At 70.4% G+C, this 22740-nt stretch carries 20 protein-coding genes; 7 read left to right on the forward strand and 13 right to left on the reverse strand.

What is annotated here, in order from left to right; translation table 11 throughout:
• Window positions 1-6: 6 nt before the first annotated feature.
• From ABH926_RS26260 to ABH926_RS26275, 4 genes are all read right to left on the reverse strand, one after another.
• Window positions 7-1044, reverse strand: coding sequence for an alcohol dehydrogenase catalytic domain-containing protein (locus tag ABH926_RS26260; protein WP_370368426.1), 1038 nt, complete (start codon window positions 1042-1044; stop codon window positions 7-9).
• 181 nt (window positions 1045-1225) lie between these two features.
• A complete protein-coding gene (locus ABH926_RS26265) occupies window positions 1226-1471 on the reverse strand; it encodes a tautomerase family protein (protein ID WP_370368428.1) in 246 nt (81 codons plus the stop codon).
• Between the two features lie 41 nt (window positions 1472-1512).
• Entirely contained in the window at window positions 1513-2412 is a 900-nt protein-coding gene (locus tag ABH926_RS26270) for an SDR family oxidoreductase (protein WP_370368429.1), read from the reverse strand.
• A gap of 14 nt (window positions 2413-2426) precedes the next feature.
• Complete coding sequence (locus tag ABH926_RS26275) at window positions 2427-3179, reverse strand: SDR family oxidoreductase (protein ID WP_370368431.1); 753 nt, start codon at window positions 3177-3179, stop codon at window positions 2427-2429.
• Between the two features lie 125 nt (window positions 3180-3304).
• On the opposite strand from ABH926_RS26275, the gene ABH926_RS26280 reads away from it, so the two are divergent.
• Window positions 3305-4156 (forward strand): helix-turn-helix domain-containing protein, encoded by an 852-nt coding sequence (locus ABH926_RS26280; RefSeq protein WP_370368432.1) that lies wholly within the window; start codon window positions 3305-3307, stop codon window positions 4154-4156.
• A 298-nt stretch (window positions 4157-4454) separates the two neighbouring features.
• Here the strand turns inward: ABH926_RS26280 and ABH926_RS26285 are convergent, their stop codons facing one another.
• Entirely contained in the window at window positions 4455-5018 is a 564-nt protein-coding gene (locus tag ABH926_RS26285; protein WP_370368433.1) for a hypothetical protein, read from the reverse strand.
• On the opposite strand from ABH926_RS26285, the gene ABH926_RS26290 reads away from it, so the two are divergent.
• A complete protein-coding gene (locus ABH926_RS26290; RefSeq protein ID WP_370368434.1) occupies window positions 4984-6531 on the forward strand; it encodes an FUSC family protein in 1548 nt (515 codons plus the stop codon). The two genes, ABH926_RS26285 and ABH926_RS26290, sit on opposite strands and share 35 nt — an antisense overlap.
• A 55-nt stretch (window positions 6532-6586) precedes the next feature.
• Here ABH926_RS26290 and ABH926_RS26295 read toward each other — a convergent pair whose 3' ends face one another.
• Window positions 6587-7048 carry a nuclear transport factor 2 family protein gene (locus tag ABH926_RS26295; protein WP_370368435.1) on the reverse strand — a complete coding sequence of 154 codons (462 nt, stop codon included), beginning with the start codon at window positions 7046-7048 and terminating at the stop codon, window positions 6587-6589.
• On the reverse strand, window positions 7045-8007 hold the full coding sequence (locus tag ABH926_RS26300; RefSeq protein WP_370368436.1) for a pyridoxamine 5'-phosphate oxidase family protein: 963 nt from the start codon (window positions 8005-8007) through the stop codon (window positions 7045-7047). The genes ABH926_RS26295 and ABH926_RS26300 overlap by 4 nt, the downstream gene beginning before the upstream one ends.
• Window positions 8008-8081: 74 nt before the next feature.
• On the opposite strand from ABH926_RS26300, the gene ABH926_RS26305 reads away from it, so the two are divergent.
• Window positions 8082-8693: an ABATE domain-containing protein gene (locus tag ABH926_RS26305; protein WP_370368437.1), complete on the forward strand. Its 612-nt coding sequence runs from the start codon at window positions 8082-8084 to the stop codon at window positions 8691-8693.
• A 98-nt stretch (window positions 8694-8791) separates the two neighbouring features.
• Here ABH926_RS26305 and ABH926_RS26310 read toward each other — a convergent pair whose 3' ends face one another.
• The gene (locus tag ABH926_RS26310) at window positions 8792-9172 is read right to left on the reverse strand and encodes a DUF4406 domain-containing protein (protein WP_370368438.1); all 381 of its coding nucleotides are present in this window, start codon (window positions 9170-9172) and stop codon (window positions 8792-8794) included.
• 55 nt (window positions 9173-9227) lie between these two features.
• On the opposite strand from ABH926_RS26310, the gene ABH926_RS26315 reads away from it, so the two are divergent.
• The gene (locus ABH926_RS26315; RefSeq protein WP_370368512.1) at window positions 9228-9983 is read left to right on the forward strand and encodes a DeoR/GlpR family DNA-binding transcription regulator; all 756 of its coding nucleotides are present in this window, start codon (window positions 9228-9230) and stop codon (window positions 9981-9983) included.
• Here ABH926_RS26315 and ABH926_RS26320 read toward each other — a convergent pair whose 3' ends face one another.
• Entirely contained in the window at window positions 9984-10760 is a 777-nt protein-coding gene (locus ABH926_RS26320) for an SDR family oxidoreductase (RefSeq protein ID WP_370368440.1), read from the reverse strand.
• Window positions 10761-10948: 188 nt separating this feature from the next.
• Between ABH926_RS26320 and ABH926_RS26325 the strand changes: the two genes are divergently transcribed.
• A complete protein-coding gene (locus ABH926_RS26325; protein ID WP_370368442.1) occupies window positions 10949-11824 on the forward strand; it encodes a helix-turn-helix transcriptional regulator in 876 nt (291 codons plus the stop codon).
• Window positions 11825-11926: 102 nt separating this feature from the next.
• Here ABH926_RS26325 and ABH926_RS26330 read toward each other — a convergent pair whose 3' ends face one another.
• Entirely contained in the window at window positions 11927-13948 is a 2022-nt protein-coding gene (locus ABH926_RS26330; RefSeq protein ID WP_370368443.1) for a glycosyl hydrolase family 28-related protein, read from the reverse strand.
• A 286-nt stretch (window positions 13949-14234) separates the two neighbouring features.
• Between ABH926_RS26330 and ABH926_RS26335 the strand changes: the two genes are divergently transcribed.
• The gene (locus tag ABH926_RS26335; RefSeq protein ID WP_370368444.1) at window positions 14235-15461 is read left to right on the forward strand and encodes a beta-ketoacyl synthase; all 1227 of its coding nucleotides are present in this window, start codon (window positions 14235-14237) and stop codon (window positions 15459-15461) included.
• 28 nt (window positions 15462-15489) lie between these two features.
• Window positions 15490-18696: a BTAD domain-containing putative transcriptional regulator gene (locus ABH926_RS26340; RefSeq protein ID WP_370368446.1), complete on the forward strand. Its 3207-nt coding sequence runs from the start codon at window positions 15490-15492 to the stop codon at window positions 18694-18696.
• 37 nt (window positions 18697-18733) lie between these two features.
• Here the strand turns inward: ABH926_RS26340 and ABH926_RS26345 are convergent, their stop codons facing one another.
• From ABH926_RS26345 to ABH926_RS26355, 3 genes are all read right to left on the reverse strand, one after another.
• On the reverse strand, window positions 18734-19597 hold the full coding sequence (locus ABH926_RS26345; protein WP_370368447.1) for an ABC transporter permease: 864 nt from the start codon (window positions 19595-19597) through the stop codon (window positions 18734-18736).
• A complete protein-coding gene (locus ABH926_RS26350) occupies window positions 19594-20619 on the reverse strand; it encodes an ATP-binding cassette domain-containing protein (protein ID WP_370368448.1) in 1026 nt (341 codons plus the stop codon). The genes ABH926_RS26345 and ABH926_RS26350 overlap by 4 nt, the downstream gene beginning before the upstream one ends.
• 161 nt (window positions 20620-20780) lie before the next feature.
• A complete protein-coding gene (locus ABH926_RS26355; RefSeq protein ID WP_370368449.1) occupies window positions 20781-22709 on the reverse strand; it encodes a tetratricopeptide repeat protein in 1929 nt (642 codons plus the stop codon).
• Between the last annotated feature and the right edge of the window lie 31 nt (window positions 22710-22740).

The following is a 22740-nucleotide window of genomic DNA, read 5'->3' on the forward strand; positions in this document are numbered from 1 at the left end:
TCGTGGTCAGTCGCGGATGAGGACTTTCAGGGCGGTGCGGTCGTCCATGGCTTTGTAGCCTTCGGGGGTTTCTTCGATGCCGATGGTGCGGTCGAAGACTCTTCCGGGGTCGACGGCGCCGGAGAGGATGTCGGGGAGCAGGGTGTTGATGTAGGCGCGGGCGGGTGCGGGGCCGCCGGTGAGGGTGATGTTGGGGCCGAACAGGGTGGTGAATCCGACGGGGGCCTGGTCGTATTGGGGGACGCCGACGCGGCTGATGATGCCGCCGGGGCGGACGACGCCGAGGGCTTGTTCGTAGGCGGGCATGTGGCCGACGGCTTCCAGGACGGTGTGGGTGCCGTCGCCGCCGGTGAGGTCGCGGACGGCTTGGATGCCTTCTTCGCCGCGGGCGGCGACGACGTCGGTGGCGCCGAAGTGGCGGCCGAGGTCGGTGCGGTCGGTGTGGCGGCCCATGAGGATGATCTGTTCGGCGCCGAGGCGTTTGGCGGCGAGGACGGCCAGGAGTCCGACGGCGCCGTCGCCTATGACGGTGACGGTGGTGCCGGGGCGGACGCGGCCTTTGAGGGCGGCGTGGTAGCCGGTGCCGTAGACGTCGGAGAGGGTGAGCAGGGAGGGGATGAGGGGGGAGTCTTCTTCGACGGGTACGGGGACGAGGGTTCCGTCGGCGAGGGGGACGCGGACGGCTTCGGCCTGGCCGCCGCCGACGTCGCCGGAGTTCCAGAAGCCGCCGTGGCGGCAGGAGGTCTGCAGGCCTTCGCGGCAGTAGTCGCAGGTGCCGTCGGACCAGGCGAAGGGGGCGATGACGAGGTTGCCGCGTCGGACGGTGGTGACGTCGGGGCCGGTGTCTTCGACGATGCCGAGGAATTCGTGGCCCGTGGAGGCGCCGTCGTCGGTGTGCGGGCGGTTGTGGTAGGGGTGCAGGTCGGAGCCGCAGATGCAGGAGGCGACGACGCGGACGACGGCGTCGGTGGGGTGTTTGACGGCGGGGTCGGGGACGTCGATGACGCGGACGTCGCCGGCTCCGTACATGTAGGTGGCGCGCATGGGTTCCCTCGTTCCTGGTGTCGCTTGCATCGTGCGGCGTTGCGGGGGTTGTGGCGTGCCGCCGCGGGTGGGGTACCGCTGTTCGGGTGATCGCGGCGGCGGCCACGGGTGTTCAGTCAACGCTGCTTGCCAGGTGCCGGGGAGTGTCTGGTTGTAGGGGTAATGGCAGTACCCCTTTGGTTCAGTCGGTCGGCTTGGCGGTTCTGTCGGGGGCCGGCTCGGTGTCGCCCTGCAGCATGGCCAGGGTCAGTACGTGGTCGCCGATGCCCCAGCCGCCGTCGGTGACTTCTTCGACGAGGACCATGGTGCCGCCGCGGGCGCGTTCGCCGTAGATGTCGACGTACAGCTCGGTGGTGCGGTGGATGATGTCGGCTTTCTGCTGGTCGTTGAGGGTGCCGGCGGGGACTTTGAAGTTGGCGAAGGGCATGGCGGGTGGGCCTTTCTTGGGGCGGTTGTCTTCAGTGAGTGTTAGCGGCTGGCGTGTTCGGGGAGCAGGTCGGCGATGCCGATGCGGTGGTAGAACTCGGCTCTGATGCGGTCGGCGACGGTGGACACGACGTCGCTGCCGTCGCGGCTGGGGTCGATGTGGATGCGGAAGGGGCGCCGGCCTGCGGGGGTGTCGACGGCGGCGACGATGGCCTCGGCGACTTCGTCGGTGGTGTGTCCGGCGGGGAACAGGCCGGCGAGGCGGTCGGCCATCTGGGCGCGGAGTTCGCCGTAGGCGGTGTCGTATTCGGCGGCGCGGGCGGTGTCGGCCGGCAGGCCTGCGTGGGCGAAGTGGTTGGTGCCGGACGGGTAGGCGCCGGGGACGACGATGACGGTGTCGATGCCGTAGCGGATGGTCTCGGCGGCGTAGCTTTCGGCGAGGGCGTCCATGCCGGCTTTGGCGGCGAAGTAGGGGGCGAGGAAGGGCGGGTGTCCGCCGCGGGTGCTGGAGCTGGCGACCCAGACGAGCAGTCCTGAGCCGGCGCGGCGCATGAGCGGCAGTGCGGCGCGGTTGACGCGCTGTGTGCTCAGGACGTTGATGTCGTACAGCTGCGCGAGCTGTTCGGGGGTGAAGGCTTCGGCGGGGCCGAGGACCATGTGTCCGGCGTTGTGGACGACCACGTCGAGGCGCCCTTGTTCGGCGGCGATCTGGGCGACGGCGACGTCGACGGAGTCCTGGTCCTGCACGTCCATCTCGATGCCGCGGATGTCAGCGCCGGTGTCGGCCGCCAGTCGGGCGAGTTCGGTGACGCGCGCCGTGTTGCGTCCGGTGGTTTCGCGCATGCCGGCGTAGACGGTGTGTCCGGCGGTGGCGAGGGCTCGGGCGGTGAGGTTGCCGAATCCGGATGAGGCGCCGGTGACGATGATGATGCTGGGTGTCATGGTGGTGGTTCCTTTCAGACCATTCCGCCGTTGGCGCGGATGACTTGTCCGTTGACCCAGTGGCCTTGGGGTCCGGCGAGGAAGGTGACGAGGCGTGCGATGTCGTCGGGCTGGCCGAGGCGTTCCAGGGGGTTCTGTGCGGCCAGGTGTGCGATGAGTTCGTCGTCTTTGCCGTCGAGGAACATGTCGGTGGCGGTGGGTCCGGGGGCGACGGTGTTGACGGTGACGTCGCGGCCGCGTAGTTCCCGGGCGAGGATGAGCGTCATGGCTTCGACGGCGCCTTTGCTGGCGGTGTATCCGGCGTAGGTGGGGAATTTGGTGCCCATGACGGAGGTGGAGAACAGGATCAGGGATCCGCCGGGGCGCAGGCGTTTGGCGGCTTGTTGGGCGATGACGAATGCGCCGCGGATGTTGGTGCGGTGCATGGTGTCGAGGTCGGTGAGGTCCAGGTCGGCGACGGTGGACAGTTTCATCTGTCCGGCGGCGTTGATGACGGTGTCGATGCCGCCGAACTGCTGCTCGGCGGTGTCGAACATGGCGGTGACGGCGTGTTCGTCGGCGACGTCGGCCTGGGCGGCGATGGCGTGGCCGCCGGCGGCGGTGATGGCGGTGACGGCTTGTTCGGCGAGGTCGGCGCGGCCGGCGTAGCCGAGGACGACGGTGTGTCCGTCGGCGGCGAGGTGGTGGGCGACGGCTGCGCCGATGCCGCGTGAGGCGCCGGTGATGATGGCGACGCGGGGGGTGTTCCCGGTGGTGTCCGTGGTCATGGTCTTCTCCGTTTCCGGTTTCGTTGTGACCACGGTGCGGCAGGTCGGGGGCGGTAACCAGTTGTCGTTTACCCAGGGGTCGGCACCCCCTGGCTCGGGGCGGGCGGGTGATCCAGACTGGGAGGGTGGATTTGGTGGAGCTGGGTGGTTTTCTGAAGTCGCGGCGGGATCGGATCCGGCCGCGGGATGTGGGGTTGCCGACGGGGCCGCGGCGTCGGGTGCCGGGGTTGCGCCGGGATGAGGTGGCGCAGCTTGCCGGGGCTTCGGTGGATTACTACATCGAGTTGGAGCGGGGTGGGGCGCAGCCGTCGGAGCAGATGTTGGCGGCGATCGCTCGGGCGTTGCGGCTGTCCCGGGATGAGCGTGATCACTTGTATCAGTTGGCGGGGCGGCCGGTGCCGCCGGCCGGTGGGGGTGCGGCGCATGTGCATCCGGGGATGTTGGATCTGTTGGATCGTCTGGTGGGGACGCCGGCGCGGGTGATCACTGATCTGCATGTGGTGTTGGTGCAGAACCGGCTGGCTGAGGCGTTGTTGGGGCCGGCTCCGGTGGGGGTGGGGCCGCGGGCGGGGTTTGTGTACCGGTGGTTTACGGATCCGGCGGCTCGTGCGTTGTATCCGCCGGAGGATCATGACCGGCATGCGCAGACGTTCGTGGCGGATCTGCGGGCGGCGATGGCGCGGCGTGGTCGGGCCGATGAGGAGGCCAACGGCATGATCGCGGAGTTGTTGGGGCGTAGTGAGGAGTTCGCGGTGTTGTGGGGCCGGCATGATGTGGCGGTTCGGCGGATGGACACGAAGCGGATTGTGCACCGGCAGCTGGGGATCATCGATGTGAACTGTTTGAACCTGCTTACTGAGGACGGTAGTCAGCGGTTGCTGTGGTTCAGTCCGGTGCCGGGTACTGATGCGGTGGAGAAGCTGGAGTTGTTGTCGGTTCTCGGTACGCAAGATTTGGCGGCTGATCCGACACAGTGATCGTCGGCGGTGGTACACATTTGAGCGCGGTGTGGCGCCCGGCCAGGCCGACGTGCTCACCGGAGGTGTGAATGTCGTCAGGGGCCTGGGTTCAGGGGCGGTTGTCGGCGCTGACGGGGTGGTTGCGGTCGCATGATCCGGCGTTGGCGGCGACGCGGCGTGCGGGGCGGACCGCGGTGGTGATGCCGGCGTTGTTCGCGTTGTGTACGCAGGTGTTCCATTCGTCGACGATGGCGAGTTTCGCCGCGTTCGGTTCGTTTTCGATGTTGTTGTTGGTGGATTACAGCGGCACGTTGATTCAGCGGTTGCGGGCGCAGTTCGCGTTGGCTGTGGCGTGGGCGGCGTTGATCTGTGTCGGGACGGCTGTGGCGCGGGTGACGTGGCTGGCGATAGTGGCGACGCTGGCGGTGGCGTTCGTGGTGTTGTTCTCCGGGGTGGTCAGTTCGGTGCTGGCCGGTAGTGCCACGGCGTTGTTGTTGGCGTTCGTGTTGCCGGTGGCGACGCCTGTGCCGTTCTCGCAGTTGTCGGATCGGTTGATCGGTGCGGGTTTGGCGGCGGCCGCGGCGTTGCCGGCGGTGACGTTGTTGTGGCCGCGGCCGGCGTCGGATCCGCTGGCGGGGCCGGCGGCGCGGGTGTGTCGGGCGGCTGCGGCGTTGTTGCGTGCTGATGCGGTGGCGACGGGTTCCAGCAGGGCGTTCGATGCCGCCGCGTGCAAGATCGCCGCTGATGAGACCACTGCCGCCAACGACGCGCTGCGCCGGATGTTCGATGCGACGCCGTATCGGCCGACGGGGTTGTCGACGTCGTCGCGGACGCTGGTGCGGTTGGTGGATGAGTTGACGTGGTTGTGCGCGATCCTCACTGACCGGCCGGACTATGAGGAGCAGCCGCCGGCGTGTGATCCGGCGGCGCGCGCCGCGCGGGTGGCTGCTGCGGAGGTTTTGGATGGTGCTTCGGCGCTGTTGATGGATTTGCGCGGTGATGTGGGGCCGTTGCGGTTGTCGGTGGAGCGGTTGCAGGTGGCGTTGGCGGCGATGGAGGCGAGTTCGACGGCGCGGTTGCCGGTGGATCAGCCTGTGGGTGAGTCCCCCGCCGAGATTTATACGTTCATCTCCACATTGGACTTCTCGTTCCGGGCGTTGGAGCTGGGGTTCGCGGTGGCGCAGATCGCCGGGAACGTGGAGTTGGCGGCGCAGGCGTGGCAGCGCGGTTGGCCGGATCGGCTGTTGGGCCGGGAGCCGGGGGCGTTGGCCAAGCCCCTGGCCTCGGCGCGGGAGCGGGCTTCGGCGCATCTGGGGTGGAGTTCGGTGTGGCTGCACAACAGTGTGCGCGGCGCCATCGGTCTTGCGATCGCGGTGCTGTTGGCTGATGTGACCAGCGTGCAGCATTCGTTCTGGGTGTTGCTCGGTACGTTGTCGGTGTTGCGGTCGAACGCGTTGAACACCGGGCAGAACGCGGTTCGTGCGGTGCTGGGGACGGTGTTGGGCTCGATCATCGGGGCCGGGTTGTTGCAGGTGATCGGTCATCACGGCACTGTGCTGTGGCTGTTGTTGCCGGTGGCGATCCTGATCGCCGGTATCGCGCCGGCGGCGATCTCGTTCACCGCGGGGCAGGCGGCGTTCACCGTCACCCTGGTGATCTTGTTCAACATCGGGCAGAACCCGGACTGGCACATCGTGCTGCTGCGGATCCAGGACATCGCGTTGGGCTGCGGTGTGAGCATCGTGGTGGCGTTGTTCTTCTGGCCGCGCGGTGCTGCCGCCGCCGTGGACAAGGCCCTGGCGGGGGCGTATACGGATGCTGCGCGGTATCTGTCGGGTGCGGTGGCGTACGCGCTGGGGCACTGTGACGGTTCGACGAGCACGCCGCCGGCGGTGGAGCCGGTAGCGGCGCAGAGCCGTGAGGCGGCCGCGTCGGCGCGGCGGCTGGATGACGCCTACCGCACCTACCTGGCTGAGCGAGGTGCGAAGCCGCTGTCGTTGGCCGACACCACCACGCTGGTCACCGGTGTGGTCGGGTTGCGTCTGGCGGCGGATTCGGTGGTGGCGCTGTGGGAGAAGACCGGCCGCTGCCATGCGATGGCCGACAAGAGCGCCGCGCACAACGCCATCTTGGAGGCTGCCGACAGTGTCACCGGCTGGTACCGGGGCCTGGCCGACAGCCTGGGCGGGCGCACCCCGATCCCGGCGCCGGTGCAGCTGCGGCCGGAGGCGGCGGCGCGGCTGGTCGATTCGGTCCGCACCGACCTCATCGACTCCGACGGGCAGGCCACCGCCACGGCGGTCCGGGTGATCTGGACCGGCGACCACGTCGATGTGGCGCGCCGGTTGCAGCCGGAGTTGGCGGCGGCGGCGAAGGTGTCGGTGCTGCACTGATACAGAACGGGCTGCCGGCCGCCGAACTTCGTCGGCGGCCGGCAGCCTGGCGGGTTCACCACAGCGGGAAGTCGGCTCCGTGTTCGGATTCCGGGCGCGGACCGAACCACCGGCGCTCGGCCGCCTCGATGCGGCGGTCGTTGATGGACGCCTCACGCCGGCTCATCAGCCCGGCGGTATCGAACTCCCACAGCTCGTTGCCGTAGCTGCGCCACCACTGCCCGGCCGTGTCGTGCCACTCGTACTGGAACCGCACCGCGATGCGGTTGCCGTCGTAGGACCACAGGCCCTTGCGCAGCGCGTAGTTCTGTTCGCGTTCCCATTTGGCGGTCAGGAACTCCACGATCGCCGGACGTCCCACCAGGTGCACGTCGCGGTTGCGCCACTGCGAATCCGGGGTGTAGGCCAGCGCGACGTGCTGCGGGTCGCGGGTGTTCCACGCGTCCTCGGCGGCCTGCACTTTGCGCAGTGCCGCCTGCTGGTCGAACGGTGGGAAGGGTGGACGGGAGCCGGTCATGGCAGGGTCCTTTCAGGGCCGGGGGTGATCTGCCGGGCCGGCAGTAAAGGGCCGGCCACGAGGTGTTGCGGGGTGAAGCGGACGACCCGGCCGGTCTCGGCCTCGCTGTCGGCCGGGCCGGGGGCGCCCCACAGGGTTTCGGCGGTGCCGGACAGCTGCAGCGTGGCACCGGAGGCGAAGTCGAAGAACAGCAGCGCCGCCGTCGGGTCAACAGCCAGGTTGCCGAGGCTGTTGAACAGGTTGTTGCCCGGGTAGTCCGGCCACCACAGGGCCTGGCCGTCGACGCGGACGAACCCGGCGGGCCCGCCGCGGTGTGACACGTCGGTGCCGCGGCCGGCGTGGCGCGTGCCGAGGAAGAACGTGTCGGCGGCCCGGATGAGGGCGACGTCCTCGGCGCTCAGAGCGGTGTCGCGGCGGATGACGCCGCGGGGGCCGGGGTTTTCGGTGGCGTCGGTGGGGGTGAGCAGGCGCGGGGTGATGTATTGGGGGCAGTTGCCGTAGGCCTGGTCGGCTGCGATCCGCAGTATGTCGGTGCCGGTGCCGGTGTCGGCGTGGGACAGGGTTCCGTTGATGCGGACGCGGCGGCGTGCGGCGAACTCGATCGCGGTCATCGCGACCTTGCGGCCGGGGCGGATGTCGTGCAGCGGGTCGCCGGCGGCGGGGGTCGCGTGAAGCGTCACCTGGGTCGGCGAGCTCACCTGCACGAACCCGGGCGGCCCGGCCAGCGGCGAGGCCCACAGGCGGTCGTCGGTGTCGGTGCCGGCCAGGACGACGAAGGTGCGTTGCGCGAGGAAGTTCGCGAACCCGGCGGAGAAGCGTGCCGGGGCGAGCATCGGCGACAGCCGCGAGGCTTCGTCGGCGACACCGGCGGCGCGCTGTACGGCCAGTTCGCCGGCGTGGAAGCCGGTGTCGGCGTTGTCGTTCGGCACAGCCATCCCGCCCTTCTCACGGAAACTCACTTCTGCATCCGTGAAAAGGTCTACCACGGGGTTATCACGGATGCAAGTGAATCCATCCGTGATAACCTCGCGGCATGGATGAGGCGGCCGGGCAGCAGACGACGCAGCGGGAGTGGATGCTGGCCGAGGAGGCCGCGCCGATCGCCCTGATGGCCACCATCTGGGCCGACACCGCGGGCCTGCACGACAGCCTCGTCGGCACCGAGGACCTGACCGCCTTCTGCGACGCCGTCGCGATCGAACGCTCAGGGGCGCGCGCCACTGCCGCCGAACTGCACGCGGCGCGGCAGCTGCGGGACGCCCTGCGGCGTCTGGCCGCCCTGGTCACCGGCGATGACCGGCCCGAGGCGGCCTCGGCCACCGCCGATGTCGAGACCGCCGTCGGTGACCTCAACGAGGTCCTGGCGCACCTGCCGGCACCGCGGATCGCCCTGGCCGACGACGGGCAACTGCGGGCGAGCAGCACCAGCGGCCCCTCGGCGATCACCACAGGCCTGGCACACGTCGCGGCCGATGCGGTCACGCTGCTCACCGGGCCCGACGCCGACAAACTCCGCGCCTGCCATGCGCCGGGCTGCGTGCTGTACTTCGTCAAAACCCATCCGCGGCGCGAATGGTGCTCGGTGACGTGCGGCAACCGGGTGCGCGCGGCACGGCACTACGACAAGGTGCGCTCAGCGCGCTAAGACGCACCCACACTGAGGCGCACCCCCACACTGAGGCGCACCCCCACACTCAGGCGCACCCACACTGAGGCGCACCCCGCACTGAGACGCACCCCGCATCAGACCCCTGCCGCCTGGGCGCCGGGGATCTGCTCCAGGCTGGTGTACACCGGGATGCCGCGCCCTCTGGCGATCGCCACATCCTGATCGGCGCCCGCGGACTCACCGGGCAGCCGCAGTACGGCGTCGCAGTGCTGCAGCAGCCGCTGCGCGGTCGGATACATCACCTGCTCGGCCAGCGGATCGTTCGGGCCGAAGCCGCCGGCGGAGTCCAGCACCGGCAGCGCCACCCACTCGCCGATCATCGGCACATGTCCGGCGGCGAAGATCGGCCACGCCGCCTCCTGCAGCCGTCGCAGGTTCCGGTGCATCAGCGCCTCGTCGCCGTTGGTGCCGGACTTGTACGGGCCCGCTATCAGAATCAGCAGAGGTTTCGTCATGCCGTGTAGGATGCCACAAACATGCAACACCGTGAAAGAGTCGGAAGGAATCGGCATGCTGGCCGCCGCGCGCAAAGAACTGCTCCTGGAACGGCTGCGGCGCGAGGGCCGCCTGGAAGCCAAAGCCATCGCCGCCGAACTCGGCATCTCCGCGGACAGCATCCGCCGCGACCTGCGCGAGCTGGACGCCGCGGGCCTGGCCGTCCGCGTCTACGGCGGCGCCCTGCCCGCCTCCCCGGCCGTCGTCGCCTACGCCGCCCGCGACGCCGTCGCCCCCGAAAGCAAACAGCGCGTCGCAGCCCTGGCCGCCACCCTGATCCGGCCCGGCGCCACCGTCATCCTCGACGGGGGCACCACCACCGGCGCCGTCGTCGAGGCCCTGCCGAAAACCCTCAACTGCACGGTCATCACCCACAGCCCCACCATCGCCGCGGCCCTGCTGGACCACGAAGCCGAGGTGTTCCTGCTGGGCGGACGGCTGTTCAAACACTCCGCGGTGACCTGCGGCGCCGCCGCCGCCGAAGCCGCCGCGCAGATCAGCGCCGACGTGTTCCTGCTCGGCGTCACCGGCGTCCACCCGCAAGCCGGCCTGACCACCGCCGACGCCGACGAAGCCGCCATGAAACGAGCCCTGGCCGCGCGCGCCGCCGACACCTACGTGTTGGCCAGCGCTGAGAAGGTCGGTGCCGCATCCCGGTACACGGTGTTGCCGTTGGCTGAGGTCAGCGGTGTGGTGACCGATGTGGATGCCGGTGATGCGACGGTCGCGGCGCTGGTGGCCGGCGGCGTGGAGGTGTTGCTGGCGTCGTGATCAGCTCAGCTGGCCGGTGGGCATGATCGTGAGCTGCTGCAGGTTGACGCGCGGCGGTGCGCAGGCCAGGAACGCGACGGTCTCGGCGATGTCGGATGCGGTGAGGAACTCCATGCTCTGCTTCGCGCCGGCCAGCCATTGCAGGGCGCCGGCGTCGGTGACGTGGCTTTGCAGTTCGGTGCCGACGATGCCCGGTTCCAGTGCGGACACCCGCACGTTCTTCGGGCCCAGCTCTGCCCGCAGCTGCCGGGACAGGTGGGTGACGTAGGCCTTGGTGCCGCAGTACACGGCGAAGCCGGGGAAGATGTTCTGCGCGGCGATCGAGGAGGTGTTGACCAGGTCGGCGACGCCGCGTTCGGCGGCGGCGGCGAGCAGGTGCGGGGTGAAGGCGGCGATGACGTTCATGACGCCGCCGATGTTCAGGTCGATCTGCTGCTGCCACTGCTCGACGGCCAACTCCTGCACGGGTGCCGGCAGCATCACTCCGGCGTTGTTCACCACCAGGTCGGCGGTGCCGAGTTCAGTGCGGACGCGGTCTGCGGCGGCGCGCATCTGGGCGGCGTCGGTGACGTCGGCGGTGATGGCCAGGGCGGTGCCGCCGGCGGCGGTGATGCGTGCGACCAGGTCGGTGAGGCGTTCGGCGCGGCGTGCCACGACGGCGACGTGTGCGCCGCCGGCGGCCAGACGTTCGGCGCAGGCCTGGCCGATGCCGCTGGACGCGCCGGTGATGACTGCGACGCGGCCGGTCAGGGGTGTGCCCCAGGTGTTGCTGGACATGGGTGAACCTTCCAAAAGCTCAGGTGGAAGTCGGTGTGGGAGGTGTTCGGCCGGTTGGTTTGCGGCCCACATCCAGAACACCAGTCGCGCCGGGCGTTCCGGCGGCCATAGCTGTCCCCGTGCAGGCAGGTACTGGCAGGGCTACCCTGGCCCGTCCGCAACGGCGCGGCGTGGACCAGACTTGAGGCATGGACCGTGCCAAGGAGATCGCCGGGTTCCTGCGTTCGCGGCGTGCCGGAATCAGTCCCGAAACCGCGGGGCTGCCGTTCGACGGGCGGATCCGGCGCGTGCCGGGGCTGCGCCGGGATGAGGTGGCGCGGCTGGCCGGGGTCAGCAGCGAGTACTACACGCGGCTGGAGCAGGGCCGGGCCGGTAACCCGTCGGCGGAGGTGGTGGCGGCGATCGCGCGGGCGCTGCGGCTGGATGACACCGAGGCCGAGCACCTGTCGGACCTGCTGGCCGGCGGCGCCGGCGGCGGCGGTGCGGGGGCGGCGGTTTCGCGGCGCGCGCCGTCGCGGGTGCAGCGGGTGCGGCCGGGGCTGCATCTGATGCTGGACACGTTGGATCATGTGCCGGCGTTCATTTTGGGCCGGCGGACCGATGTGTTGGCGGCGAACCGGTTGGCGCGGGCGGTGATCACTGATTTCGAGGTGTTGCCGGCGACCAGGCGGAACATGGCGCGGTATTACCTGTTGGATCCGCTGGCGCGTGAGCGGGTCGGGGATTGGGAGCAGATCGCGGCTGAGACGGTGGCGATGTTGCGGTTCGAGGCGGGGCGTTATCCGCAGGATCGGCAGTTGGCGGATCTGGTCGGGGAGTTGATGTTGGCGTGTCCGGAGTTCACCGGCTGGTGGAATGATCATCGGGTGTTGCGGCGTACGCATGGGGTGAAGCGTTATCGGCATCCGGTGGTGGGGGAGTTGAGCTTCTCCTATGAGTCGTTTCAGGCTCCGGGGGATGCTGAGCAGACGTTGTGTGTGTACACGGTTCAGCCGGGGTCGGACAGTGCGCAGGCGTTGCGGGTGTTGGATTCGTGGACGGCGCCGGAGCCGGTGCGCGGGTGAGTGCTGGCCGGCCGGTGCCACTGCCGGTGGCGGGTGTGCTGGGAAAAGCTGAGCGTCGCCGCGCCCTCCCACTTCCTGGGCGCGGCGACGCTCGGTGTTCCCTCAGCTGGTCGGCCAGGCCGAGGGGGCCGGGGGCGGCACGACCGGCGGGCGGTCGTCGCAGGTGATGGTGTTCGGCAGTTCCCACGGCGCCAGCCAGGGCCCGGTGGTGCCGCCGCCGGTGTTGCCGCCGAGGTCGGTGACGGTGAACTCCGAGCCGGCGGGGGTGAAGTGGAATGAGCCGCAGTTGTTGATGCCGACGGCTCCGACGTTGCGGGCGACCACGTTCTGGAAGGTGGCGCCGCCGGCGGTGCGGGCCGAGACGACCGAGGTGCCGGTGCCGTCGACCTTGATGTCGCTGAAGTGCACGTTGGTGATCTGGTACTGGTCCTTCACCGAGAAGTCCGACACCAGCATGATCGCGTTGTAGGTGTTGTCGAGGAAGTCGTCGCCGCTGACCTGGATGTTCGCGTCGATGCTGTGTTCGAGGGCGTAGATCCAGATCGCGCCCAGCCCGATCTTCCAGTTCAGTTCGAACGTGCCGGCGCGCACGGTGGTGTTGTCCTTGACGGTGATGGTGCCGGCGAACGGCACCGCGCCGAAGCGGCTGCCGATCTGCAGTGCCGAGCCTTCACGGATGGGGTCGGCGACCAGGTTGTCGGAGACGGTCAGGTCGGTGCCGCCGTACAGGGCGATGCCGTTGGCCAGCACCGGTGTCTGCACCGTGTTGTGGTCGAAGACGTCGTCGGCGTCGGCGGTGGTCTGGGACCACATCGCCAGGCCGTCGTCGCCGGTGTTGCGGATGAAGTTGTTCCGCACCACCGAGCCGGTGACGCCGGTGTGGAAGTTGATGCCGTCGGCGATCTGGTCGGCGATCTGGTTGTTCTCGATCGTCAGATGGTCCATCGGGCCGTCCAGCCACATCCCGACCTTGGTGTGGTGGATGTAGAGCCCCTCGATGCTGGAGTCGGAAAGCGCGCCGCCGATGCCGTTGACCTGGTCGGTGTCGATGCGCTCGCGGACGTCGCCCTCGATGGCGAAGTCCGACAGGTGCACGTTGTGCGAACCGCCGGCCGAGGCGTCCTTGCCGTAGAAGCCGACGCCGGTGTGGATGGAGCCGTCCGGCGCGGGGCTGGACAGCGTCACCTGGTGGCCCTTGATGATGGTGTACCAGCTGCCGGCGCCGGAGATGGTGACGTCGTCGACGATGATGTGCCGGTTCACCTGGAACACCCCCGGCGGGATGTACACCGGGACGTGCGCCAGGTGCGCGAAGGCGATGGCGCGGTCGATGGCATCGGCGGAGTCGCGCCGTCCGGTCGGGTCCGCGCCGAACAGCAGCACGTTCGCCGCGGCGAAATCGACCTTCGGCGGCGCGACCAGCTGGGAGTCCATCAGGTCGATGGTGGTGCCGGACGCGGGGCTGCCGGCCGGGGCGGTCAGGCGGATGACGTCGCCGGCGCGGTAGGTACGGCCCAGCAGCAGCCGCTGCTCGTCGTAGAAGTGGTTGGGCCGGAACGGCGTGGGGAACACCGGCGCCGGGGTGGTCTGGTCCGGCACGCAGTTGCACTCGGTGGTCCACCAGTCCGGGTTCAGCGGCCCGGCATTCGGGTCGTTGCTGAACGGGTACTCGTTGTACAGCCACGCGTACTGCGACGTCAGCGTCATCGTGCGGTGGCCGCCGCCGTTCACCGACACGTCCAGCGGCGCGGTGATGCCGCCTCCGGTGGGGGCGTCGGGGATGCTGTACCGCACCGTGATGGCGTTGGCCGCCGCGGGCAGCGTGAACTGCACGTACTGGCCGGGCTTGAGCGTCACGGCCGAGCGGCCCGACGCCTCGGCGGCCAGGGTGTAGGCATCGGTGCCCGGACCGATGACCGTGCCGTCGGTGACGGCGTTCTCAGCTTCCTGCTCGGCGAACCCGAGATCGGCGCCGCGGCCGGCGACCAGCGCGGGATCCAGCGCGGCCCGGGTGGTCCGGGCCGCGGCGGCCGAGGCCGCGCCGGCCGGGCCCGCGGCGAGCAGCGTGCTGAAGCCCAGGACCACGGCGAAGGCCGCGGCCAGGGGTTTGGTGGGTGTGGACATGAGAGGACCGTAGGGGTCGGCGGTCGGCGAAGCAAGAGTTCTGTACGTTGATTTCCGAAGATCGTCGAAGTCTTTCTGGCTCTGCAAGATTTCTTGCGCGAGTTGCGTCGAATATTGCGCACTCTCGACGGCGCCGGTGGAACCCGCACCAGTGGGAACCGCACAACATCGAGGGCTGATCTCGGGAGGATGACGGCCTACATCCACGGCCCTGATCACTGCGAGGGTGATCGTGACGGCTCGACCGCACACCCCCCGGCCGACGAGAAACAGAAAGGCCCCGTACATGCCCGAGCGCAGCACACCTGATCAGATCCTTGTCACCGGCGTCGGGGCCACCACCCCGCTGGGCCCGGACGCCACCTCCACCTGGGAGGCGATGCTCGCCGGACACTCCGGCGTCACCGCCGTACAACACACCTGGGCCCAAAACCTGCCGGTACGGATCGCCGCCGGCCTGCACACACCACCGGAGCAGGCACTGTCCCGGATCGAAACCCGGCGCCTGGACCGCTGCGCCCAGATCGCGCTGATCAGCGCCCGACAGGCCTGGGCCCAGGCCGGCCGGCCCGACGTCGACCCCGAACGCCTGGCCGTGGTCATCGGCACCGGCATCGGCGGCGTCACCTCACTGCTGACCCAAGAGCAGAAGCTGCGCGAGAAAGGCCCGCGCGCCGTATCACCCCTGACCGTCCCCATGCTCATGGCCAACAGCCCCGCCGCCTGGGTCAGCATGGAACTCGGCGCCCGCGGCGGCGCCCGCACCCCCGTCAGCGCCTGCTCCTCCAGCGCCGAAGCCATCGCCATGGCCATCGACCTCATCCGGCTGAACCGCGCCGACGTCGTCGTCGCCGGCGGCGCCGAAGCCTGCGTCCTGCCACTGCCCCTGGCCGCGTTCGCACAAATGACGGTCCTGTCCAAACGCAACGACGACCCCGCCGCCGCATCCCGCCCCTTCGACATCGACCGCGACGGACTGGTCCTCGGCGAAGGCGGCGCCGTCCTGGTCCTGGAACGCGCCGACTTCGCCCGCGCCCGCGGCGCCCAGCCCCTCGCCACCGCAGCCGGCGCCGGCATCACCTCCGCCGCCGGCCACATCACCGCCTCCGACGTCGACGGCCAAATCCGCGCCATGCGCGCCGCACTACACGAAGCCGACCTGACACCCCACGACATCGACCTCGTCCAAGCCCACGCCACCGCCACACCCGGCGGCGACCTCGAAGAAGCCGCCGCCATCAGCGAAGCCATCGGAACCCACCCCGCCATCAGCGCCATCAAATCCATGACCGGCCACCTGCTCGGCGCCTCCGGCGCCCTGGCAGCCCTCGCCGCCGTCCACGGACTGCGCGACGGCGCAGCCCCGGCCATCCGCAACCTGCAAACCCCCGACCCCGCCACCGAACTCGACCTCATCACCGGCGAAACCCGCCACACACCCTTCCACGCCGCCCTGGTGAACTCCTTCGGGTTCGGCGGCCACAACGTCAGCGTCGCCTTCACCCGCGCCTGAGACCAGCCGCACTCCTAGACTTGGGCCGGTGAGCATCGCCCTGACCCTGCTGGACGACGTGCGCTGGCACGGCATCCCCGTCGTGGGTGAGCGCCCGCAAGCGCTACTGGCCGCCCTGGCCGCACGCCACGGCCGGCCAGTCGGCGCACACGAACTCATCGACCTCATCTGGGGCCCCGACGCCCCCGCCACCAGCACCAAAAACCTGCAAGTGCTCATATCGCGCACCCGCAGCACCTGCGGAGCCGACATCATCACCCGCGAAGCCGCCGGATACCGGCTCGGCACCGGACCCCAACACGTAGACAGCACCAAACTCACCCAACTCGTCCACGACGCCCACACCGCCCTGGACCACGACCCCGCCCGCGCCGCACACCTGGCCGGCCAAGCACTGGAACTGGCCCAATCCTCAACCCCGGCACCCGCAGACGACGCCACCGGGCCGCTGGCCGACATCCGCCGCGCCGCAGCCGCCGAAACCGCCAGCGCCCACCTGGTCGCGGCGCGCGCCGCCAGCCGCGCCGGGGCACACGCCCAGGCGCTGCCGCGGCTCCAGGCCGCGCACGAGCGTGACCCGCGTGACGAGTCGCTGCTTGCTGACCTGCTGCGCAGTGAAGCAGCGGTGCGGGGTCCGGCAGCGGCACTGGACCGGTTCGAACGCTACCGGCGGGAACTGCGCCACACCGTCGGTGCGGAACCCTCCGAGGTGCTTGCGCGGGTGCAGCGTGCCCTGCTGGCCGCCGACCGTCCGGTACGGCACGGGCTGCGCTACGACGCCACCGCGCTGATCGGCCGCGACGGTGATGTCGCGGATCTTTCGGCGGCGCTGGCCGCATCGCGGGTGGTGACGGTGATCGGGGCCGGCGGGCTCGGCAAAACCCGGCTGGCGCAGGTCATCGCACGCTCGGCCGAGCAGCCGGCGGTGTATTTCGTGGAACTGGCCGCAATCACCTCGGCACAGGACCTGGCCATGGAAGTGGGCTCGGCGCTGGGGGTGCGTGACTCGGTCAGCGGCCGCACAGCACTCAGTGCCCGGCAGCAGGCTGACTTCACCGCGCGGATCGCGCAGCAGCTGGGGCAGGTGCCGGCGCTGCTGGTGCTCGACAACTGCGAACACCTCATCGCCGCCGTCGCCGACCTGGTGGCGTTCCTGGTCGCCGCCACCGGCGATCTTCGGGTGCTGACCACCAGCCGGGCGCCGCTGGCGATCGCCGCCGAACAGCTGTATCCACTCGGTGAACTCCGCGCCGCCGACGCCGCGCGGCTGTTCACCGAACGAGCCCTGGCCGCACGGCCCGGCGCGCGGCTGGACGAGCAGGTCATCGCCCGGATCGTGCGCAGACTCGACGGGCTGCCGCTGGCGATCGAGCTGGCCGCGGCGAAGGTGAGGATCATGGCCGTCGAAGACATCGACCGGCGGCTGCAGGACCGGTTCGCGTTGCTGCGCGGCGCCGGCCGCGGCGCCCCGGACCGGCATCAAGGGCTGCTGACCGTCATCGAATGGTCGTGGAACCTGCTCAACGGGCAGCAGCAGCGGGCGCTGCGGGCGCTGGCGCTGTTCCACGACGGATTCACACTGGACGCCGCCGAATCAGTACTCGCGCACGTCAGCGGAGAATCAGCACTCGGCGAAGCGGCCGTGATCGACGCGGTGCAGGGGCTGGTCGACCAGTCGCTGGTGACGGTGCGCGAAGGACCGGCCGGCGGCGTGCGGTACCGGATGCTGGAGACCGTGCGCGAATACGGCCGGATGCAGCTGGCGCGCGCCGGCGAACAGGACCGGGCGCGTGCCGCGCAGCGCCGCTGGGCTGTGGAGTATGTGGCGGCGCGGCGGCTGCGATTCGCCGGGGCCGGGCAGTTCGAGGCGATCGGCGCGCTCGGGGAGGAGGAGACGAACCTGGCTGATGAGCTGCGCGGCGCTATCGCCGACGGTGACTGTGAGTCGCTGGTGGCTTTGTTGGCGGCGTTGGGCACGATGTGGATGATGCGCGGGGAGCATATTCGGCTGCTGGTTGTCGGCGGCGCGGTCCGTGACGCGTTGTGGGAGTGGGTGCCGCCGCCGGCGTTGGCTGATGTGGCGCGGGCGGCGGTGGCGATCACGTTGAACATTTCGTTGGCGCTGTCCGGGGAGCGTGCGGACCTGTTCGAGGTGCTGCGGCGGCTGGGGCCGGCCAGCGGCGAGGATGCGTATGTCGCGGCTCTGGTTCAGGTGTTGCTGACGTGTGCTCCGGCGGTCGATGAGGCTTTCCCCGCGCGGCTGGGTGAGTTGGCGGCGTCGCCGGATCGGCATGTGGGTTCGGTGGCGGCGTTGTGGCTGAGTCGGCACTGCGAGAACGAGGGTGATCTGGCCGGTGCGCTGTCGGCGGCGCAGCGGGTGCTGGAGTTGGCGCAGTCGCAGCCGGTCGCCGAGGTGGGGCCGTGGGCGGCGGCGCTGCCGCATGCGCTGCTGGCGGAGCTTTCGATGCAGCTCGGCGACACCGACGCTGCGGTCGCTCATGCGGTGGCGGCGCTGCCGGTGGCCGAGCGGCTCGGCGCCAACGATGATGAGGCGCAGCTGCGGGCGCTGCTGGTGCTGTGTGACATCGGTGCGGGCCGGCTGGAGGCGGCCCGGGCCCAGTTGGCGCGGATCGACGGCATCGAGGTGCGGGCGGCGTCGTTCGGCACGGACGTGTTCCGGCACATCTGCCGGGCCGAGCTGCTGCTGGCCGACGGCGCGGCCGAGGCGGGGCTGCGGCTGTATCGGGAATGTGCGCGGCGGATGCACCAGACCGAGGTTCCTGATGTCATGCGGACCGGGACCGAGTTGTGGAGCTACTTCGGGGACGCGTTGGTGTTGAACGCGCACGCCTGGTACGGGCAGTCCGCTGATGAGCTGGCGTGCGGGGCGGCGATGTTCGTGGCGTGCCGGGACAGCGCGTGCCGGGTGCTGACCGTCGACAACGAGCGCCTGGACTATCCGGCTGCCGGGTTGCTGCTGTTTTCGCTGGGGGCGTGGGCGCTGCTGCGCGGGGCCGCGCCGGCGGCCGATGCGGTGCGGCTGCTGGTGCTGGCTGAGGCGTTCGCGTACAACCGGATGCTGCCGACGATGGCGTGGGAGAAGATCGTGGCGGTTGCGGAGAAGGCGTGGCCTGGTGGGCTTGGGCGGTTGCGGGCGCAGTATGCGGGGCGCCGCCCGCCGGCGCTGCTGGATGAGGCGCGGGCGGCGGCGTGGCGGCTGCCGGACGGATCGTAGGGAACGTAGGGAACGTAGGGCTGGCCGGGGCCGGGTTTCACAGGCTCCGGCGGTAGCCGCGGGTCGACAGTGGCGCGAAGACGGCGATGACGGCGGCGCAGGCCAGCAGGGTCCAGCCGACCTCGGCGCTGACGGTGCCGTGGTTGGCCAGCGCCCGGGTCCCGGACACCAGGTGCGACACCGGGTTGATCTTCACGAAGTCGGCGAGCCAGCGCGGCAGCGTCTGTACCGGCACGAACGCGTTCGACAGGAACGTCAGCGGGAACAGGATCAGCATCGAGATGCCCTGCACCGACTTGGCGCTGGAGGTGATGGTGCCGAGCCAGGTGAAGATCCAGGCCAGGGACCAGCCGGTGACGATCGCCAGCAGCATCGCGCCGGCCACCCCGAGCACGCCGCCGCCGGGCCGGTAGCCGATGAGCAGCCCGGCGACGAACGTCAGCCCGGAGGCGATGAGGTAGCGCACCAGGTCGGCGATCATCGGGCCGGCCAGCGGCGCGATCCGCGCCATCGGCAGCGACTTGAACCGGTCGAACACGCCCTTGTCCATGTCCTCCCGCAGCTGCACCCCCGTGGACATGCAGGTGGTCAGGACGGTCTGGGCGACGATGCCGGGGATCAGCACCGGCAGATAGGCGCTCACCCCGCCGGAGATCGCGCCGCCGAAGATGTACGCGAACATCGCGGTGAACAGCAGCGGCTGGATCGTGACGTCGAAGAACTGCTCGGGGTTGCGGCGCATCTTCTTCAGCGCCCGCCAGGCCATGATCAGGGTTTGGGTGCCGATCTCGGCGGGGGTGCCGTGCGCGCGGGCGGCGGCGACGGCCGCGGCCGGGTCGACGATGTGTGCCGCCTCTGGCTTGGCGGGCAGTGTGGGCGTGGAGGCGGAGGCGGTGGTCACTGGGTCTCCCGGGCGGTGTGGTCGGCGGGGTTCGGGACGGCGCTGCCGCCATCGGGGTCGTCATCCGTGCGGTTGTCATCGGTGCCGTGGCCGGTGAGGGCGAGGAACACCTCGTCCAGCGTCGGCTGCGCCACGCTGACCGACGCGATCGACACTCCGGCCTCCCGCAGCGCGATGAGCACGTCCGCGGCACGGTCGGCGGTGTCCAGCGGCACGTTCATGCGGCCGGACTCCGGGGTCAGCACCGCCTCGGCGCCGGCGACGCGCGTCACGACCTGCCGGGCCGTCCCGGTGTCGGCGCCGGCGGCCAGGTGCAGCTGCAGCGTGGAGTTGCCGACCGAGGCCTTCAGCTGCTCCGGCGTGCCCTCGGCGACCTTGCGGCCCCGGTCCAGGACCGCGATGCGCCCGGCCAGCTGGTCGGCCTCGTCGAGGTACTGGGTGGTGAGCAGCACCGTGCAGCCTTCGGTGACCAGGTTCCGGATCGTGTCCCACATCTGTCCGCGGGTCCGCGGGTCCAGACCCGTCGTCGGCTCGTCCAGGAAGATCAGCGGCGGCCGGGTGATCAGGCTCGCCGCCAGATCCAGGCGCCGCCGCATCCCGCCGGAGAACTGCGCGATCGGCCGGTCCGCGGCCTCCTCCAGGTCGAACTGGCCCAGCAGCCGCCGTGCGGTGGCGCGCGCGTCGGCCGAACGCAGCCCCTGCAGCCGCCCGAACATCCACAGGTTCTCCACGGCGGTCATGTCCTCATCGACGGACGCGTACTGGCCGGTGATCCCGATCAGCTGCCTGATCCGGTGCGGCTCCCGCGCCACATCCACCCCGAACACCCGGGCGGCGCCGCCGTCGATCGGCAGCAGCGTGGCCAGCATCCGCAGCGCCGTGGTCTTCCCGGCGCCGTTCGGGCCCAGCACCCCGAAGATCTCCCCCTGGCGCACCTGCAGGTCGATACCGTCGACCGCACGGAACTTCCCGAACTCTTTGCGCAACCCGGCCGCCTCGACGGCGCTGGTGGCTGTGGTCATGTCGTCGCACTCCTTCGTACCCTGGCGGGCTCAGGGCCGAAGGTAGGTGCGGCCGGCTTCACGGCGGCAACACGGCGGCAACACGGCGGTTTCACCGCGACCGGCTGAGCGGCTGAGCGGCTGAGCGGCAGACCGGCATGCCGGCAAGTGGCGCCGGGCTGTTACCTGTCTTTGCGGCGCGTCCACCTGCGCAGCAGCGACTCCTTCAGCTGGTCGGTGTCGACGACGTCCGCGGCCTGCCGCTGCACGTCCAGGGCTTTGCGTGCCTGACGCGCGATCTTGCGGTCGGCGGCCGGGCAGATCAGCAGGATCCGCGCCAGGGGGTCGTGCAGCTGGGTCGGCCGCCGCCCGAGCGCCTCGGCCGCGTGCAGGTACCGGCGCCCGATCACCTCGGCGACGTCCGCACGCTGCGCCGGGAAACGCCAAGCGCTGACGCACAACGCGAACGCCGCCGCCTCAACAGTCCAGTCCTCAGGCCCGAACAACAGACGCAACAGCAGCGCGCGCCGCCCGGAGTCGGCCCACGGCTGCTCGGGGCGGTGATGCAGGATGCCGACACACACCCAGACCTGCGCCAGCCGCTGCCAGGTCAGCGGGTGTTCGCGGTTCACCTTCACCCACGAGGGGTTTGTTGGTGGCGGCATGTGGGCGAGTAGTCCCAGCAGGTCGTCGGCGTTCAGTGTGGCGAATCCGGCGGCCTGGTCGTAGGCGACGAGCGGGTCGGCCCAGATGCCGCCTCCGACGTCGTGGACGAGTTCGAGTGCTTCGGCGCCGGGTGGTGGCACTGTCGCGGTGGCGTGTGTTCCGTCGTAGCTCCACAGCGGCGTGCCGAACTGTGTGGTCATCGGGGTGCGGGGGTCTGGTTCGATGATCGGCCCGAGTTGGATCGAGGCTTGGGGGAAGCGGGTGCGGTGCAGCGTCATCGGGGTCGGCGCTTCCAGGGAGGTCATGTATGACTGGGCGCTGGTGACCTGGCCTTCGCCTGATTCCTCGATCCGTGCCAGTTCCCCGTAGCTGGCGCAGATCGCCTCGGTCGGGGGCGGGACGAGCATGAGCCACGGCATACCGTCGCAGGCCCGGGACAGGCAGCGGCGGATGTAGGCGGATTCCGGGTTGGCTGCGGACAGGTCTGCGAGCTGTATCAGGGGTGCGGCGTCCGGGATGTGGTTCACCGGGTCGCCGCTGCCGCTGCCGCTGCCGCCGGTTCCGGTTCCGGTGCTGGTGCGGAACCGGGCGGCCAGCAGCGCGGCCTGCACTTTCGGCTTCGGCGCGGAGCCCTTCAGGGCCGCGGCCCGCTCGGCCCAGCGTAGCGACTGCGGGAAGTCGCCCTGGTCGAAGGTGATGTCGGCGAGGTCCAGCAGGAGGTCGGCATTGGCGGGGGTCCGGGTGGTGGCGCGGGTCCACGCTTCGATCGCCTCGGCGGGCCGGCCGGCGTCGCGGTAGGCGTACCCGAGCATGATCAGCGTGTGTTGTGAGGGCACGCCTTCGGTCTGGTTGTCCCGTTCCACCGCGGCCTGGCACCAGGCGATGGCGTCGTCGTGCGCGCCGAGCCGCCTGGCCAGCGCCGATGCCGCACACAGCACGTCGGCGCGAATGTCGGGGCGGGCTGCGGCGGCGCGTGCCAGCGCCAGCCACGGCTGTGCGGCGCGCGCCGTGGGTTCCGGTGCGGGGTTGCCGATCGCTTGCCAGACGGTGGTGATGGCGCGGCCGATGCTGATTTCTGGCAGTGTCGCCGCCAGGTCTGGGCTGAACCAGGGGGCTGCGGCCCAGGGCTTGGCCGGGTTGGCTGCGGTCAGGCTGCCGAGCAGTTCCACGGCCTGGGGTATCTGTCCCTGGCCCGGCAGCAGCGCGGTGATCGCGGCTGCGTTGCCGGGGGCGACGCTGCCTCCGTCGCCGGCGAACATCGCGCGTGCGGCGTCGAAGGAGCCTGCGGCTTCGGCGAGGTCGTTCAGGCAGGTGTAGGCCGCCTGCAGGGACGGGTCGTGGTCGAGGGCGCGGGCCAGGTGGACGGCGGCGTGGGCGAGGTCGCCGGCTGCCAGGTTGCTGCGGCTGCGCTGTACTTCGAGGTCGGCGCCTGTGTGGTCGGGCATGGTTGCGGATCATATTCGGTGGGGCGCGGGT

Source organism: Catenulispora sp. GP43, assembly GCF_041260665.1.
GTDB lineage: Bacteria > Actinomycetota > Actinomycetes > Streptomycetales > Catenulisporaceae > Catenulispora.